Annotated in this window: 11 protein-coding genes and 1 pseudogene; 3 read left to right on the top strand and 9 right to left on the bottom strand. The window is 56.7% G+C overall.

Annotated elements, in window-relative coordinates; all coding sequences use genetic code 11:
- Positions 1-35: 35 nt before the first annotated feature.
- From bamA to rpsB, 9 genes are all read right to left on the bottom strand, one after another.
- Positions 36-2,384, bottom strand: a complete 2,349-nt coding sequence (bamA, locus tag NTD86_RS23245; protein ID WP_262205731.1) for an outer membrane protein assembly factor BamA — start codon at positions 2,382-2,384, stop codon at positions 36-38.
- 75 nt (positions 2,385-2,459) lie between these two features.
- Positions 2,460-3,812 (bottom strand): sigma E protease regulator RseP, encoded by a 1,353-nt coding sequence (gene rseP / locus NTD86_RS23240; RefSeq protein ID WP_262205730.1) that lies wholly within the window; start codon positions 3,810-3,812, stop codon positions 2,460-2,462.
- 44 nt (positions 3,813-3,856) lie between these two features.
- The gene (gene ispC, locus NTD86_RS23235) at positions 3,857-5,044 is read right to left on the bottom strand and encodes a 1-deoxy-D-xylulose-5-phosphate reductoisomerase (protein WP_262205729.1); all 1,188 of its coding nucleotides are present in this window, start codon (positions 5,042-5,044) and stop codon (positions 3,857-3,859) included.
- On the bottom strand, positions 5,041-5,847 hold the full coding sequence (locus NTD86_RS23230) for a phosphatidate cytidylyltransferase (RefSeq protein WP_262205728.1): 807 nt from the start codon (positions 5,845-5,847) through the stop codon (positions 5,041-5,043). Before NTD86_RS23230 ends, ispC begins: the two co-directional genes overlap by 4 nt.
- Positions 5,847-6,602, bottom strand: coding sequence for a polyprenyl diphosphate synthase (gene uppS / locus NTD86_RS23225; protein WP_262205727.1), 756 nt, complete (start codon positions 6,600-6,602; stop codon positions 5,847-5,849). The genes NTD86_RS23230 and uppS overlap by 1 nt, the downstream gene beginning before the upstream one ends.
- Positions 6,603-6,617: 15 nt before the next feature.
- Positions 6,618-7,175 (bottom strand): ribosome recycling factor, encoded by a 558-nt coding sequence (gene frr, locus NTD86_RS23220; protein ID WP_262205726.1) that lies wholly within the window; start codon positions 7,173-7,175, stop codon positions 6,618-6,620.
- A complete protein-coding gene (gene pyrH, locus NTD86_RS23215) occupies positions 7,172-7,915 on the bottom strand; it encodes a UMP kinase (protein WP_048368099.1) in 744 nt (247 codons plus the stop codon). The genes frr and pyrH overlap by 4 nt, the downstream gene beginning before the upstream one ends.
- 205 nt (positions 7,916-8,120) lie before the next feature.
- Positions 8,121-8,990: a translation elongation factor Ts gene (gene tsf, locus NTD86_RS23210; RefSeq protein WP_262205725.1), complete on the bottom strand. Its 870-nt coding sequence runs from the start codon at positions 8,988-8,990 to the stop codon at positions 8,121-8,123.
- 205 nt (positions 8,991-9,195) lie between these two features.
- Positions 9,196-9,939: a 30S ribosomal protein S2 gene (rpsB, locus tag NTD86_RS23205; RefSeq protein WP_019411593.1), complete on the bottom strand. Its 744-nt coding sequence runs from the start codon at positions 9,937-9,939 to the stop codon at positions 9,196-9,198.
- 574 nt (positions 9,940-10,513) lie between these two features.
- On the opposite strand from rpsB, the pseudogene map reads away from it, so the two are divergent.
- The 3 genes and pseudogenes from map to dapC all read left to right on the top strand — a co-directional run.
- A pseudogene (gene map, locus NTD86_RS23200) lies at positions 10,514-11,317 on the top strand (type I methionyl aminopeptidase); the annotation flags it as partial.
- Between the two features lie 39 nt (positions 11,318-11,356).
- Positions 11,357-14,059, top strand: a complete 2,703-nt coding sequence (locus tag NTD86_RS23195; protein WP_262205724.1) for a [protein-PII] uridylyltransferase — start codon at positions 11,357-11,359, stop codon at positions 14,057-14,059.
- 23 nt (positions 14,060-14,082) lie between these two features.
- Positions 14,083-15,282 (top strand): succinyldiaminopimelate transaminase, encoded by a 1,200-nt coding sequence (gene dapC, locus NTD86_RS23190; RefSeq protein WP_262205723.1) that lies wholly within the window; start codon positions 14,083-14,085, stop codon positions 15,280-15,282.
- Positions 15,283-15,313 lie beyond the last annotated feature (31 nt).

The raw sequence follows: 15,313 nt of genomic DNA, 5'->3' as shown, positions 1-15,313 counted from the left end.
TAAAAAATCCGTTGTCTGTATCTAAAGTCAGGCTTTTAGAAAGTCTGGCCGAGGGAGAATTGGAACACTTGAGTATCTGCGTCATCCGGTTTCTTGATCGGCATGGCCAAGCTGAAACTCAGCGGGCCAAGTGCAGTTACCCAGGTCACACCAACACCCACAGAACTGGCCATATTGCTAAAGCTGATATCGCAATTCTTGGTTTCGCCCTTGCAGTTGGTGTCAAACACGTTACCCACATCCCAGAATACGGAAGTGCGCAGGGAACGCTGATCTTTCACAAACGGCATCGGGAACAGAACTTCTACACCACCCTGGATCAGCACGTTACCACCGAATGGCAGCGGGTCTTGGTCCGGGTCGGCAATCGTGCCCGGGTTTTTACCCGTACTTGGCGTACTGCGTGGGCCCAGAGCACTGTCTTTGAAACCACGTACCGAGTTGAAACCACCTGCGTAGTAGTTCTCGTAGAACGGCAAGCCTTCAGTCGAACCGTAACCATCACCATAGCCCAGTTCAGTGTGCAGGCGTGCAGTGAAGGTATCGGTCAGCGGCTGGAACAGCTGTGCACGATAGTCCAGTTTGTAGAACTGCAGATCACTGCCAGGAATTGTTGTTTCCAGCACCAGGCTCTGCGAGGTACCGCGGGTTGGCAATACACCTTTGTTCAGTGTCGATTCGGACCAGCCAATCGACGCCTTGAAGTTGAGGTACTTGTCACCTTCACGGTTCACGAAGTCGAAGATCTCGTCAACGGTATAGCGACCAGTACTGATTTCATCCTGCTGAACGGTCAGGCCGTAGGTCAGGCGAGAGGTATCGCTGATCGGGTAGCCCATGGTGACACCAGCACCCAGGCTGTCCACCGAGTAGTTGGCAACGTCGACGTCCAGCTCTTTGTAGTCAGTGGTACGGTAGAACACGTTGTAGCCCAGGCTCACACCGTCCGGCGTCCAGTACGGGTCAACGTAGCTGAAGTTGTAACGGCTCTGGTATTCGCTGCGGGTCAGGCCGATGCTGACCTTGTTACCCGTACCCAGGAAGTTGTTCTGGGTAATCGAGCCACCCAGGATCAGACCGGCGCTTTGGGCAAAACCAACGCTGGCAGTGATCGAGCCCGACGCTTGCTCTTCTACGGCGTAGTTCACGTCAACCATGTCGTCAGTGCCTGGCACTGCTGGTGTTTCGACGTTAACTTCCTTGAAGAAGCCTAGACGCTCAAGGCGAACCTTGGACTGGTCGATCAGGTAAGTGGACGCCCAACCGCCTTCCATCTGTCGCATCTCACGACGCAGCACTTCGTCTTCCGACTTGGTGTTGCCGCGGTAGTTGATACGGTTTACATAAGCACGCTTGCCCGGATCGACCACAAAGGTGATGGCAACGGTATGGTTTTCCGGGTCTGGCTGAGGAACACCGTTGACGTTGGCGAAGGTGTAGCCTTCGTTGCCCAGACGACGGGTGATCAGCTCAGAGGTCGTGGTCATCAGCTTGCGCGAGAACACCTGGCCCGGTTGAACCAGCAGCAACGACTTGATCTGGTCTTCAGGGACTTTGAGGTCGCCGCTCAGTTTGACCGAGCCGACATTGTATTTTTCGCCTTCGTTCACGTTGACCGTGATGTAGACGTGCTTCTTGTCAGGAGTGATCGATACCTGGGTCGAGGCAATATCCATGTTGATATAGCCGCGATCGAGGTAGTAAGAGCGCAGACGCTCCAGGTCACCCGACAGTTTCTCACGCGCATACTTGTCATCGTTCTTGAAGAACGACAACCAGTTGGTGGTTTTCAGCTCGAACAGATCAACCAGATCAGATTCCGGGAAGACCGTGTTCCCCACCACGTTGATGTGCTGGATGGAAGCAACGGTGCCCTCATTGATGTTGACCTTCAGCGCAACGCGGTTGCGCGGCTCAGGCACGACTTCGGTGTCGACCGTGGCCGAGTAGCGGCCCTGGGCAACATATTGGCGTTGCAGTTCGTTACGAACACCTTCGAGGGTCGCACGCTGGAAGATTTCACCTTCAGCCAGACCTGATTGCTTCAGGCCTTTCATCAGGTCATCAGTGGAGATCGCCTTGTTACCGTCAATGGTGATGCTGGAGACGGAAGGACGTTCGACAACCGTAATGACGAGCACATTGCCATCACGACCCAGTTGGATATCCTGAAAGAAACCGGTTTTGAACAACGCACGAGTGGATTCCACCAAACGGCGGTCATCCGCTACCTCACCCACGTTCAGCGGTAACGCGCCAAACACGCTGCCGGCGGAAACCCGCTGGAGCCCGTTGACACGGATATCAGAGATAGTGAAGGACTCGGCGTGAACTTCGGCGATCATCAGTACGGCGAGAACCGCAGTTAGCAGCAGACGTTTCATGAAGTCCTTTCTTATTCCAACTGGCAATAAACAAACTGCCGCAAAATGCGGCAGATTCGCAATTCAGCGAAGTGTTTACAGTCGTCCCAGATCGTTGACCAGAGCAAGCAACATCACTCCAACCACCAAACTGATACCGATCTGCATCCCCCAACCCTGCACCCGATCCGACAAGGGACGACCACGCGCCCACTCGATCAGATAAAACAACAAGTGCCCACCGTCCAGTACGGGGATAGGCAACAAGTTAAGAACCCCCAGGCTGATACTTAAATAAGCCAGGAAATTCAAGAAATCAGCAACGCCCGACTGGGCAGAAGCGCCCGCCACTTTAGCAATGGTTATCGGTCCACTCAAGTTTTTTACCGAGAGCTCGCCGAACAACATTTTCTTCAGTGAATCCAGCGTCAGGACGCTCATGGTCCATGTACGCTTGACCCCTTCGCCAATTGCGGCGAACGGGCCATAACTGACTTCGCGAATCATCGCAGGTGGCCAGTCAACGCCTTTGACCCCGGCTCCCAGGTAACCGGTTGCAGAATCACCCTCGCCGCGAGCCGCCAGCACCACAGGCACTTGGAGCGCAACACCGTCGCGCTCGACACTTAACTCGACACGAGCTGCGGGTCGCAGACGTACCCAGTCCACCACTTGTTGCCAGTCTTTGATGGGCTGGCCGTTCATGGACAGCAACGTGTCGCCAGTCTTGAGGCCCGCAGCCTGGGCCGGCCCCTTGGGGTCAAGCTCTGCCAGAACAGCCGGCAGCTCGGGACGCCATGGGCGAATACCCAACGACTTGATCGGGTCCGGCTCATCAGCCCCTTTGAGCCAGTCATGCAGAACCAACTGATGGGAGGTTTCGACGTCGGAATCCGGACCGCGTACCGCAACCTGGATGGACCCGCTCTCACCGAGACGCCGAACCAGTTGCAGGTTGACGTTCGACCACCCCACCGTCTGCTTGCCATCAATTGAAACAATTTCCTGGCCAGCAACCAGACCGGCTTTCGCCGCCAGGCTGCCACTTTCGACGGCACCGATGACCGGGCGCACCTGCTGGCTGCCCATCATTGCCAAGACCCAGAAGAACGCAATTGCCAACATAAAGTTGGCAATCGGCCCGGCGGCCACAATGGCGATGCGCTGCCCTACAGTTTTGCGATTGAACGATTGATCAAGCTGATCGACCGGCACATCACCTTCGCGCTCGTCGAGCATTTTGACGTAGCCGCCCAGCGGAATCGCTGCGACAACAAATTCGGTTCCCTGACGGTCATGCCAGCGAAACAGAGGCGTACCGAAGCCCACAGAAAAGCGCAGAACCTTGACGCCACACCGGCGCGCCACCCAAAAGTGACCGAATTCATGAAATGTGACCAGCACCCCCAATGCCACCAGGGTGCCAACAATCATATAGAGCGCACTCATCTACTTTCTCCGCGATTCTGTCCGACTCCGACATCGACCACTTGTCAGTTGTTACGGCTCAACCACTGCTCCGCTCGCAGCCGCGCTTGGCTATCTACCGCAAATACAGCATCCAGCTCATTGACTGCAATGACAGGCTCATTGCTCAGCACATCTTCAATGAGATGTGCGATTTGAGGATAACGGATTCTGCCATCAAGAAACGCCGCCACCGCCACCTCATTCGCCGCATTGAGCGTCGCCGGCGCGCTATTACCCGCCTCGGCAGCCTCTCGACACAGACGCAAACACGGGAAGCGTTGCTCATCCGGGCGCTCGAAGTCCAGTCGCGCAACGGCAAACAGATCTAGCGGGGCAACGCCCGAGTCGATTCGCTCAGGCCACGCCAACGCATTGGCAATGGGTGTGCGCATGTCCGGATTGCCGAGCTGCGCCAATACCGAACCGTCCACGTAATCGACCAGCGAGTGAATCACGCTTTGCGGATGGATCACCACCTCAACCTGGCGTGGCTTTGCATCGAACAACCAGCAAGCCTCGATCAACTCCAGGCCCTTGTTCATCATGCTCGCCGAATCGACGGAAATCTTGCGCCCCATCGACCAGTTGGGATGTGCGCACGCCTGCTCCGGCGTGACATGCTGCAACAGTTCTAGCGGTGTTTCACGGAAAGGTCCGCCAGACGCAGTCAGCAATATCCGACGCACACCGACCGCACCCAACCCGCGAGCATAGTCCTGAGGCAAACACTGGAAAATCGCGTTGTGCTCACTGTCGATCGGCAGCAACACCGAACCACTGCGATGCACGGCCTGCATAAAGAGGTCGCCAGTCATGACCAGCGCTTCTTTGTTGGCCAAGAGAATCTTCTTGCCAGCCTGCACTGCCGCCAATGTAGGGCGCAAACCGGCTGCACCCACGATTGCCGCCATGACTGCATCAACTTCTGGCGCAGAGGCCATCTGACACAGACCTTGCTCACCCACCCACACTTCTGTATCGAGCCCAGCTGTCTGCAAATCGACCTGCAACTGAGCGGCTGCGCGCTCATCAGGCACTACCGCCACCCGCGGCCTGTGCTTGATGCACAAGGCCAACAACTCAGGAAGACGGCTAAAACCGCTCATGCCAAAGACTTGATAGCGATCGGGGTGGCGCGCAATCACGTCCAATGTGCTCAGGCCAATGGAGCCTGTGGCCCCGAGCACCGCAATCTGTTGAGGTCGACTCATGATCCGGCTATCCAAAGCAGTACAGCAAACAATGGAACCGCCGCAGTCAGGCTGTCGATGCGATCCAGAATCCCGCCATGGCCCGGCAGCAAGTTACTGCTGTCCTTGATTCCAGCCTGGCGCTTGAACATGCTCTCGGTGAGGTCGCCCACCACCGACACCAGCACAATCATCGCCGCGCCCAACAGAGCCGCGATGATTTCGCCAACGCTCCAGCCACGCACCAGACCAACAACCGCCGTGATCAGCAAGCTCAGGATCAAGCCACCATAAACACCTTCCCAGCTTTTGCCCGGGCTGACTTTAGGGGCCAGCTTGCGCTTGCCGAATTTGCGTCCAGAGAAGTAAGCGCCGATATCGGCCCCCCACACCAGCACCATGACGGCCATGATCAGCCAGTTGCCCAGTGCCATGGCCTTGATCAGCACCAAGCCTTGCCAGGCCGGCAGCAAAATCAACAGCCCGATGACCAGCTTGGTCAATGTTGCCGACCAACGCTCGGACGATTCTGGAAAGGTCAGCACCAGCCAGGTTGCAGCGCCCCACCAAATGACGGCCGCACCCAGCACCCACGGTGCCAGATCAGGAAAAACGTACAGCCCAAACAGCAGCAGAGCCACTAATACTGCAAAAGCTACCCGCGCCGGCTGAGCCTCAAAGCCCGCCAAACGGGCCCATTCCCAGGCGCCCAGAGTTACAACCAGGCCGATGAACAGTGCAAATCCGGACCCTTCGAGCAGGAAGAACCCGCACAAAGCGATAGGTAGCAATATCAGTGCAGTAATGATGCGTTGCTTAAGCATTAAACCCGGGCTCCAGCTTCGACCTGCTCGCTCGTTTTACCGAAACGACGCTGGCGAGAAGCGAAATCAGCCAGCGCATTACGCATGGCTTCGTGTTTGAAGTCCGGCCAGAACAGGTCGGAAAAATACAACTCGGCATACGCCAGCTGCCACAGCAGGAAATTGCTGATGCGATGCTCGCCGCCCGTGCGGATACACAGATCAGGCAGCGGCAGATCACCCGTCACCAGACAGTTCTGCAGCAGGCCAGGCGTGATGTCCTCAGGCTGCAGGTGCCCTGCTTGCACTTCACGCGCCAGCCGCTGTGCCGCCTGCGCAATATCCCACTGGCCGCCGTAGTTAGCGGCGACCTGCAGTACAAAGCGACCAGGCCCTGCCGTCATTTGCTCCGCTTCACGCATTGCCGCCTGCAGTTCAGGATGGAAGCGCGAGCGATCACCAATGATCCGCAAGCTGATGTTGTTGTCGTTCAGGCGCCGGGCCTCACGCCGCAGCGCTTTGAAGAACAAGTCCATCAAGGCACTGACTTCTGCGGCGGGGCGTTGCCAGTTTTCACTGGAGAACGCGAATAGTGTGAGCACCTCGACCTTGGCCTCGACGCACACTTCAATCACTGCGCGAACTGCATCCACTCCCGCTTTATGCCCGGCAACACCCGGCATAAAGCGTTTTTTCGCCCAGCGATTATTACCATCCATGATGATCGCGACGTGTCGCGGCACCGATGAAGGCTCTGTCTGCTTGGTCTTTTCCATAAAACGCCCAGACCCTTATACGGCCATCAGGTCCGCTTCTTTCGCCTTGGTAGCCGCATCAATGTCTGCCTCGGCCTTGTCGGTCAACTTCTGAATATCAGCCGCTGCGCGACGCTCTTCGTCTTCGCTGATTTCTTTGTCTTTAACCAGTTTTTTCAGATCGCTCAACGCATCGCGACGGATGTTTCGTACCGCAATACGGGCATCTTCAGCTGCACTACGCGCTTGCTTGGTGAAACCTTTACGGGTTTCTTCAGTCAAGGCCGGCATGGAGATCAGCAGCAACTCACCCAGGTTGGTCGGGTTGAGGTTCAGACCAGCGCTCTGGATAGCTTTGTCGACTGCTGCCAGCATGTTGCGCTCAAAGGCGACAACCTGCAGGGTACGCGAATCTTTTACCGTCACGTTGGCAACGCTGCTCAACGGGGTGTCAGCGCCGTAGTAAGGCACCATCACGCTACCCAGGATGCTCGGGTGCGCCTTGCCGGTACGGATCTGGCCAAATGCGTGGGCCAAGGATTCCAGCGACTTCTGCATGCGCTCTTGAGCGTCTTTTTTGATTTCATTGATCATTGTTGAACTTCCTCGATCAGAGTCCCTTCAGCGCCGCCATGGACAATATTCAGCAAGGCGCCGGGCTTGTTCATATTAAATACACGCAATGGCATTTTATGGTCACGGCACAGACAAATGGCCGTAAGGTCCATAACACCCAGTTTGCGATCCAGTACTTCATCGTAAGTCAGATGATCGAACTTCTCGGCATGCGGGTCTTTAAATGGATCTGCGGTGTACACGCCGTCAACCTTGGTCGCTTTAAGCACCACGTCAGCGTCAATTTCAATAGCACGCAGGCAAGCAGCCGAATCCGTTGTGAAGAACGGATTGCCGGTACCCGCAGCAAAAATCACCACATCTTTTGCGTTCAAGTGACGCATGGCCTTGCGACGATCGTAATGATCAGTCACACCAACCATCGAAATAGCCGACATTACGATGGCGGAGATATTCGCACGTTCCAGCGCATCGCGCATGGCCAAGGCGTTCATCACGGTTGCCAACATCCCCATATGGTCGCCAGTGACGCGATCCATACCGGCTGCACTTAGCGCAGCACCGCGGAACAGGTTGCCACCACCAATCACCAAACCTACTTGAACGCCGATGCCGACCAGTTGGCCCACTTCCAGCGCCATGCGGTCGAGCACTTTGGGATCGATCCCGAACTCTTCAGAGCCCATCAGGGCTTCACCGCTTAGCTTGAGTAGGATGCGTTTATAGCGAGTTTGATAACCAGCGCCCTGCTGAGCCATTGCGAATCTCTCCTGCCGCGTTTTAAAAAATCTGTGCGAAGCCACTTTCAGCCCGCGCTTACTCTAGCGTGGCGCTGCACAGCAGCACCATCGGAACACGACTTCTGCAATCGGTTCCGCAAGAAAAGGGAAAACCCTCTCCCATTTGAAAAGAGGCTGCGCGCGTGAGCGGGCAGCCTCTTCGGGTCGACAGTGTAAAACCGTCTTATTGCTTGGCTGCAGCCAGCTGAGCAGCAACTTCTTCAGCGAAGTTGTCGACTGGCTTCTCGATGCCTTCGCCTACCTTGAAGTAAGTGAAGGATACGATTTCAGCGCCCGCTTTCTTGGCCAGATCGCCAACCTTGATTTCAGGGTTTTTAACGAAAGCTTGCTCAACCAGGCTAGCTTCAGCCAGGAACTTGCTGATACGGCCTTTAACCATGTTCTCAACGATGTTCTCAGGCTTGCCTTTGATTTTTTCTTCGTTGAGGGTCAGGAACACGTTCTTTTCGCGTTCGATCGCTTCAGCAGATACTTCGCTTGGCAGCAGGAACTCTGGGTTGCTGGCCGCTACGTGCATGGCGATGTCTTTAGCCAGTTCAGCGTTGCCGCCTTTCAGGGCTACCACAACACCGATTTTGTTGCCGTGCAGGTAAGCGTCAACAACGTCACCTTCAACACGTACCAGACGACGAATGTTTACGTTCTCGCCTACTTTGGCAACCAGTGCTTCACGTGCTGGCTCTTGAGCAGCGATCAGCGGAGCGGCGTCGGACAGCTTGTCAGCGAACGCTTTTTCGATGCTGGCAGTCACGAAGTTCTTGAAGTCGTCCTGCAGAGCCAGGAAGTCGGTTTGCGAGTTGACTTCAAGGATAACGGCAGACTTGTTATCGTCAGCAACTTTAACCGCGATAGCGCCTTCAGCAGCAACGTTGCCTGCTTTTTTGGCTGCCTTGATGGCGCCCGAAGCACGCATGTCATCAATGGCTTTTTCGATGTCGCCGCCAGCCTTGGTCAAGGCTTTCTTGCAATCCATCATGCCTTCGCCAGTACGCTCACGCAGTTCTTTAACCAACGCTGCAGTAATCTCTGCCATTTCAAAATTCCTCTTGGATAGGTTTTCAACCATTCCACCCGACCGAACGGGCGTTCAATTCGTGTGAAGCCTGCCTCGAGGCCCCCTGCCAGCCGCAATCTGATACAGCAATGACGGGAACATGTCCAACAAATGGATTTCGAGGTGGCAAAAAGGGGGCCAAGCCCCCTTTTTGCGCACTGAGTAAACGCTAGGCGTTAGTTTCTCAGCCTTCAACTACCGCTGCAGCTGGAGCTTCTTCGACGAAAACGTCGGTGCCGCCAGCAACGTGGTTGCGACCACGGATAACAGCATCAGCCATCGCACCCATGTACAGCTGGATAGCGCGGATTGCGTCATCGTTGCCTGGGATGATGTAGTCAACGCCTTCTGGGCTGCTGTTGGTATCGACAACGCCGATAACCGGGATGCCCAACTTGTTAGCTTCGGTGATCGCGATGCGCTCGTGGTCAACGTCGATAACAAACAGAGCGTCTGGCAGACCGCCCATGTCCTTGATACCACCCAGGCTACGATCCAGCTTTTCCAGATCGCGAGTGCGCATCAGCGCCTCTTTCTTGGTCAGCTTGGCGAAAGTGCCGTCTTCTGCTTGAACTTCAAGGTCGCGCAGACGCTTGATGGAAGCACGGATAGTTTTGAAGTTGGTGAGCATACCGCCCAACCAGCGGTGATCCACGTACGGCGAACCGCAACGTGCTGCTTCTTCAGCAACGATCTTGCCAGCGGAACGCTTGGTGCCGACGAACAGAATCTTGTTTTTGCCCTGGGCCAGACGCTCTACGAAAGTCAGAGCTTCGTTGAACATTGGCAGGGTTTTTTCAAGGTTGATGATGTGAATCTTGTTACGCGCGCCAAAGATGTATTTACCCATCTTCGGGTTCCAGTAACGGGTTTGGTGACCGAAGTGCACACCGGCCTTCAGCATATCGCGCATGTTGACTTGGGACATGATAGTTCCTTAATAAGTCGGGTTAGGCCTCCACGCATCCCAACGACCAACCACCAGCTTAGCGCTGAAGGCACCCAGGTCATCGTGTCGATACGTGTGTGGGTTTGTGCTTGACGGGCTATACCCGCAAAGCGGCGCATTTTATATCACAAGCGACATAAAAAACGAAGCGCGAATTCAGACTTTATTGCTAAGCCGTTGTCGTGCAAAGGATTGCCTCCTGCCACGCGACTCAAATCCACTGGCTGCGCCAAGGCTTTTTTACGGGACTGGCCCTTACGTCGGAGCACTTTTGTCAAACAGCCACCACCCACAAAATGAACTTGCCCCGGCGTACGGCGCTGACTGCGCCATGGTGCCCTTTATGCAGCATTACTGCGCAGGCGTGAGCAGATCAAAAGCAGGCCCTTCCTTTTGCTAGAGCCTTGGAATAGCGCCAGAATGCCCCACTCTATTAATAGAAGCGATGGCGCAAGGCTCATGCTTACAGCCGACCGTCTGTTAGAATCGCGTTTTTATGGCGGTGCGTGACTGAAATACCGCGTCACACACCCGCAACTCCGTTGATGAGCGCTTACGCGCGAAGAGAGCCTGTATGACCGTCACCCTCAAAACACCCGAGGACATCGCAAAAATGCGTATCGCCGGCCAACTGGCCGCCGACGTACTGGAAATGATCGCTGAACACGTAAAACCCGGTGTCACCACTGAAGAGCTGGACCGCATTTGCCATGACTATATCGTCAATGTGCAAAAGGCCATTCCTGCCCCGCTCAACTACAAAGGCTTCCCCAAGTCGATCTGCACCTCGATCAACCATGTGGTCTGCCACGGCATCCCAGGTGACAAGGCACTCAAGGACGGCGACACCCTGAACATCGACGTCACCGTCATCAAAGACGGTTACCACGGCGACACCAGCCGCATGTTCCACGTCGGTAAAGTACCGGTGTGGGCCGAGCGCCTGTCGCAAGTAACCCAGGAATGCATGTACAAAGCTATTGAGCTGGTCAAGCCGGGCTGCCGCCTGGGCGATATTGGCGAAGTGATCCAGAAGCACGCCGAAAAGAACGGCTTCTCGGTGGTTCGCGAGTTCTGCGGGCATGGCATCGGCAAGGTGTTCCACGAAGAACCACAAATTCTGCACTACGGCCGCGCAGGCACCGGCATGGAACTCAAGGCTGGCATGACCTTCACCATCGAGCCGATGATCAACCAGGGCAAAGCCGACACTAAAGTGCTGGGCGATGGCTGGACGGCAATCACCAAGGACCGCAAGCTGTCTGCACAGTGGGAACACACCCTGCTGGTGACCGATACCGGCTACGAAATCTTCACCCTGCGCAGTGATGACACCATCGCGCGGGTTTCGGCCTGATAGTAACCTCCCTATATCCCACGACAGGAAAGCCAATCGATGCCGCAGGTGGATCCCGAACTTTTTGACCGCGGCCAGTTCAAGGCCGAATTGGCGTTAAAGGCTAGCCCGATTGCCGCTTTCAAAAAGGCGATCCGCCAGGCACATCAGGTGCTCGACGAACGCTTTCGTAAAGGCCGCGATATTCGTCGCCTGATCGAGGACCGTGCCTGGTTCATCGACAACATCCTGCAACAAGCGTGGGACCAGTTCAGTTGGAGCGATCAGGCCGATATCGCCCTGGTCGCTGTAGGCGGCTACGGCCGGGGCGAATTGCACCCCTACTCCGACATCGACTTGCTGATCCTGCTCGATAACGATGATCACGAGATCTTTCGCGACTCCATCGAGCGGTTTCTGACGTTGCTCTGGGATATCGGCCTGGAGGTCGGCCAGAGCGTGCGCTCAGTCCAGGAGTGTGCCGAACAAGCTCGCGCCGACCTGACCGTCATCACCAACCTGATCGAAAGCCGCACCATTGCCGGCCCTGAGCGTTTGCGCCAGCGCATGCTCGAGGTCACCAGCACCGAACACATGTGGCCCAGCAAGGAATTCTTTCTGGCCAAGCGTGCCGAGCAAAAGGCCCGGCACCACAAGTACAACGACACCGAATACAACCTGGAACCCAACGTCAAAGGCTCGCCCGGTGGCCTGCGCGACATTCAGACCATCCTGTGGGTAGCCCGTCGCCAGTACGGCACGCTGAATTTGCGCGCCCTGGCAGGTGAAGGGTTCCTCGTCGAGAGTGAGCACGACCTGCTGTCCTCCTCCCAGGAGTTCCTGTGGAAGGTGCGTTATGCCCTGCACATGCTGGCTGGCCGCGCAGAAGACCGCCTGCTGTTTGACCACCAGCGCAGCATCGCCGAACTGCTCGGTTTTACCGGCGAAGACACCAAGCAGTCGATCGAAAACTTCATGCAGCAGTACTACCGGGTGGTCATGAGCATTGCCCAGCTCAGCGACCTGATCATCCAGCATTTTGAAGAAGTGATCCTGGCGCCCGAAGACGAAGCGCCACCGACGCCGATCAACTCACGCTTTCAATTGCATGACGGCTATATAGAAGCCACCAGCCCCAACGTGTTCAAACGCACACCGTTTGCCATGCTCGAAATCTTCCTGCTGATGGCACAGCACCCCGAAATCAAGGGCGTGCGGGCGGACACCATTCGCTTGCTGCGCGAGCATCGCCACCTGATCAACGACGACTTCCGTAACGACATCCGCAACACCAGCCTGTTTATCGAGCTGTTCAAATGCAAAATCGGCATCCATCGCAACCTGCGCCGGATGAACCGCTACGGCATTCTCGGACGTTACCTACCCGAATTCGGTTTTATCGTCGGGCAAATGCAGCACGACCTGTTCCACATCTATACGGTCGACGCGCACACCCTGAACCTGATCAAACATCTGCGTAAGTTGCAGTACACCCAGGTGTCAGAGAAATTTCCGCTGGCCAGCAAGCTCATGGCCAAACTGCCCAAACCGGAACTCATCTACCTGGCCGGCCTGTACCACGACATTGGCAAGGGCCGCCACGGCGACCATTCGGAAATTGGCGCAGTGGACGCAGAAGCGTTCTGCATCCGCCATCACCTGCCTGTCTGGGACACACAACTGATCGTGTGGCTGGTGCAAAACCACCTGGTCATGTCCACCACCGCCCAGCGTAAAGACCTGTCCGACCCGCAAGTCATCCATGACTTTGCCCAGACCGTGGTCGATGAGACCCATCTCGACTATCTGTATGTACTCACCGTGGCTGATATCAACGCCACCAACCCGACGCTGTGGAACTCATGGCGTGCCAGCCTGTTGCGCCAGCTTTACACCGAAACCAAGCGAGCCTTGCGTCGCGGCCTGGAAAACCCGGTCGACCGTGAAGAGCAAATTCGCCAGACGCAAAGTGCGGCGCTGGACACCCTGGTGCGCAATGGCAACGACCAGGACGATGTCGAACAGCTCTGGTCGCAGTTGGGCGACGACTATTTCCTGCGTCACACCTCTGCCGATGTGGCCTGGCACACCGAAGCCATCCTGCAACAACCGGCTGATGGCGGCCCACTGGTATTGATCAAGGAAACCACCCAGCGCGAGTCCGAGGGCGGCACCCAGATCTTCATCTACGCTCCCGATCAGCACGACTTCTTTGCTGTGACCGTGGCGGCCATGGACCAGCTCAACCTCAACATCCATGACGCGCGCATCATCACCTCCAGCAGCCAGTTCACCCTCGACACCTATATCGTGCTCGATAACGACGGCGGCTCGATCGGCAACAAACCGGAGCGCATCGAAAAAATACGCAAAGGCCTGACCGAAGCCCTGCGCAACCCGGACGATTACCCGAACATCATCCAGCGCCGAGTACCTCGTCAACTCAAGCACTTTGCCTTCCCGCCGCAAGTGACGATCCATAACGATGCCCAGCGCCCGGTCACCGTACTGGAACTCAGCGCCCCGGACCGCCCCGGCTTGCTGGCACGTATTGGCATGATCTTCCTGGAGTTCGACCTGTCGTTGCAAAACGCCAAGATCGCTACCTTGGGCGAGCGCGTCGAAGACGTCTTCTTCATTACCGACGAAAACAATCAGCCATTGTCTGACCCACAACTGTGCATACGTTTGCAGGAAGCCATCGTGGAGCAACTAACGGTCAACAAAGACTCAACCCCAGAAACCTGGCGCCTGAGCATCTAGCCGCCGAGTGAGACCCGCACCCAATGAACAACGCTCTAAACCAGTTGCAGCCCTACCCGTTCGAAAAACTGCGTGCCCTGCTGGGTAGCGTGCAGCCCACTGCTGACAAGCGCCCGATTGCCTTGTCGATCGGCGAACCGAAACACCGCTCCCCCGACTTCGTGGCCAAGGCCCTCGCGGACAACCTGGATCAGATGGCGGTCTACCCGACCACTCTCGGCCTGCCGGCCCTGCGCGAAGCAATTGCTGGCTGGGCCGAGCGTCGCTTCAACATCCCGGCGGGCTGGCTGGACCCTGCGCGCAACATCCTGCCCGTCAACGGCACCCGTGAAGCGCTGTTCGCCTTCACCCAAACCGTGGTCAATCGCAGCGACGACGGCTTGGTGATCAGCCCGAACCCGTTCTACCAGATCTATGAAGGTGCCGCGTTTTTAGCCGGTGCCAAGCCTCACTACCTGCCTTGCCTGGCTGAACAGGGCTTCAACCCGGACTTCGACGCAGTGTCGGTCGACACCTGGAAGCGCTGCCAGATCCTGTTCCTGTGCTCGCCAGGCAACCCGACCGGCGCCCTGATCCCACTGCAAACCCTGAAAAAGCTGATCGCGCTGGCGGACGAACATGACTTCGTCATCGCCGCCGACGAGTGCTACAGCGAACTGTACTTCGACGAGCAGACCCCGCCAGAAGGCTTGCTCAGCGCCTGCGTCGCCTTGGGCCGCCAGGACTTCAAGCGCTGCGTGGTGTTCCACAGCCTGTCAAAGCGCTCCAACCTGCCAGGGTTGCGCTCGGGTTTTGTGGCCGGTGATGCCGAGATTCTCAAGGCGTTCCTGCTCTATCGCACCTACCACGGCTGCGCCATGCCAGTGCAAACCCAATTGGCCAGCATTGCCGCCTGGAACGACGAAGACCACGTGCGCGCCAACCGCGACCTTTACCGCGCCAAGTTCGATGCCGTGCTCGACGTCCTGACACCGGTACTGGACGTACAGCGCCCGGATGGTGGTTTTTATCTGTGGGCAAACGTCGCTGGTGATGACACTGAATTCTCCCGCGACCTGTTCGCCGAAGAACACGTGACCGTAGTACCAGGTTCCTACTTATCGCGCGAAGTAGACGGCTTTAACCCAGGCGCCGGGCGAGTGCGCATGGCACTGGTCGCCCCGTTGGCCGAATGCGTAGAAGCTGCCGAGCGGATCCGCGACTTCATCCAGCGCCGCCGCTAAACCAAGCCTGTAGGAGCGAGCTTGCCTCGCG

The sequence above is a fragment of the Pseudomonas sp. 7P_10.2_Bac1 genome, assembly GCF_025465935.1.
Lineage (GTDB): Bacteria > Pseudomonadota > Gammaproteobacteria > Pseudomonadales > Pseudomonadaceae > Aquipseudomonas.
This window is presented reverse-complemented; position numbering and strand designations above follow the sequence as displayed.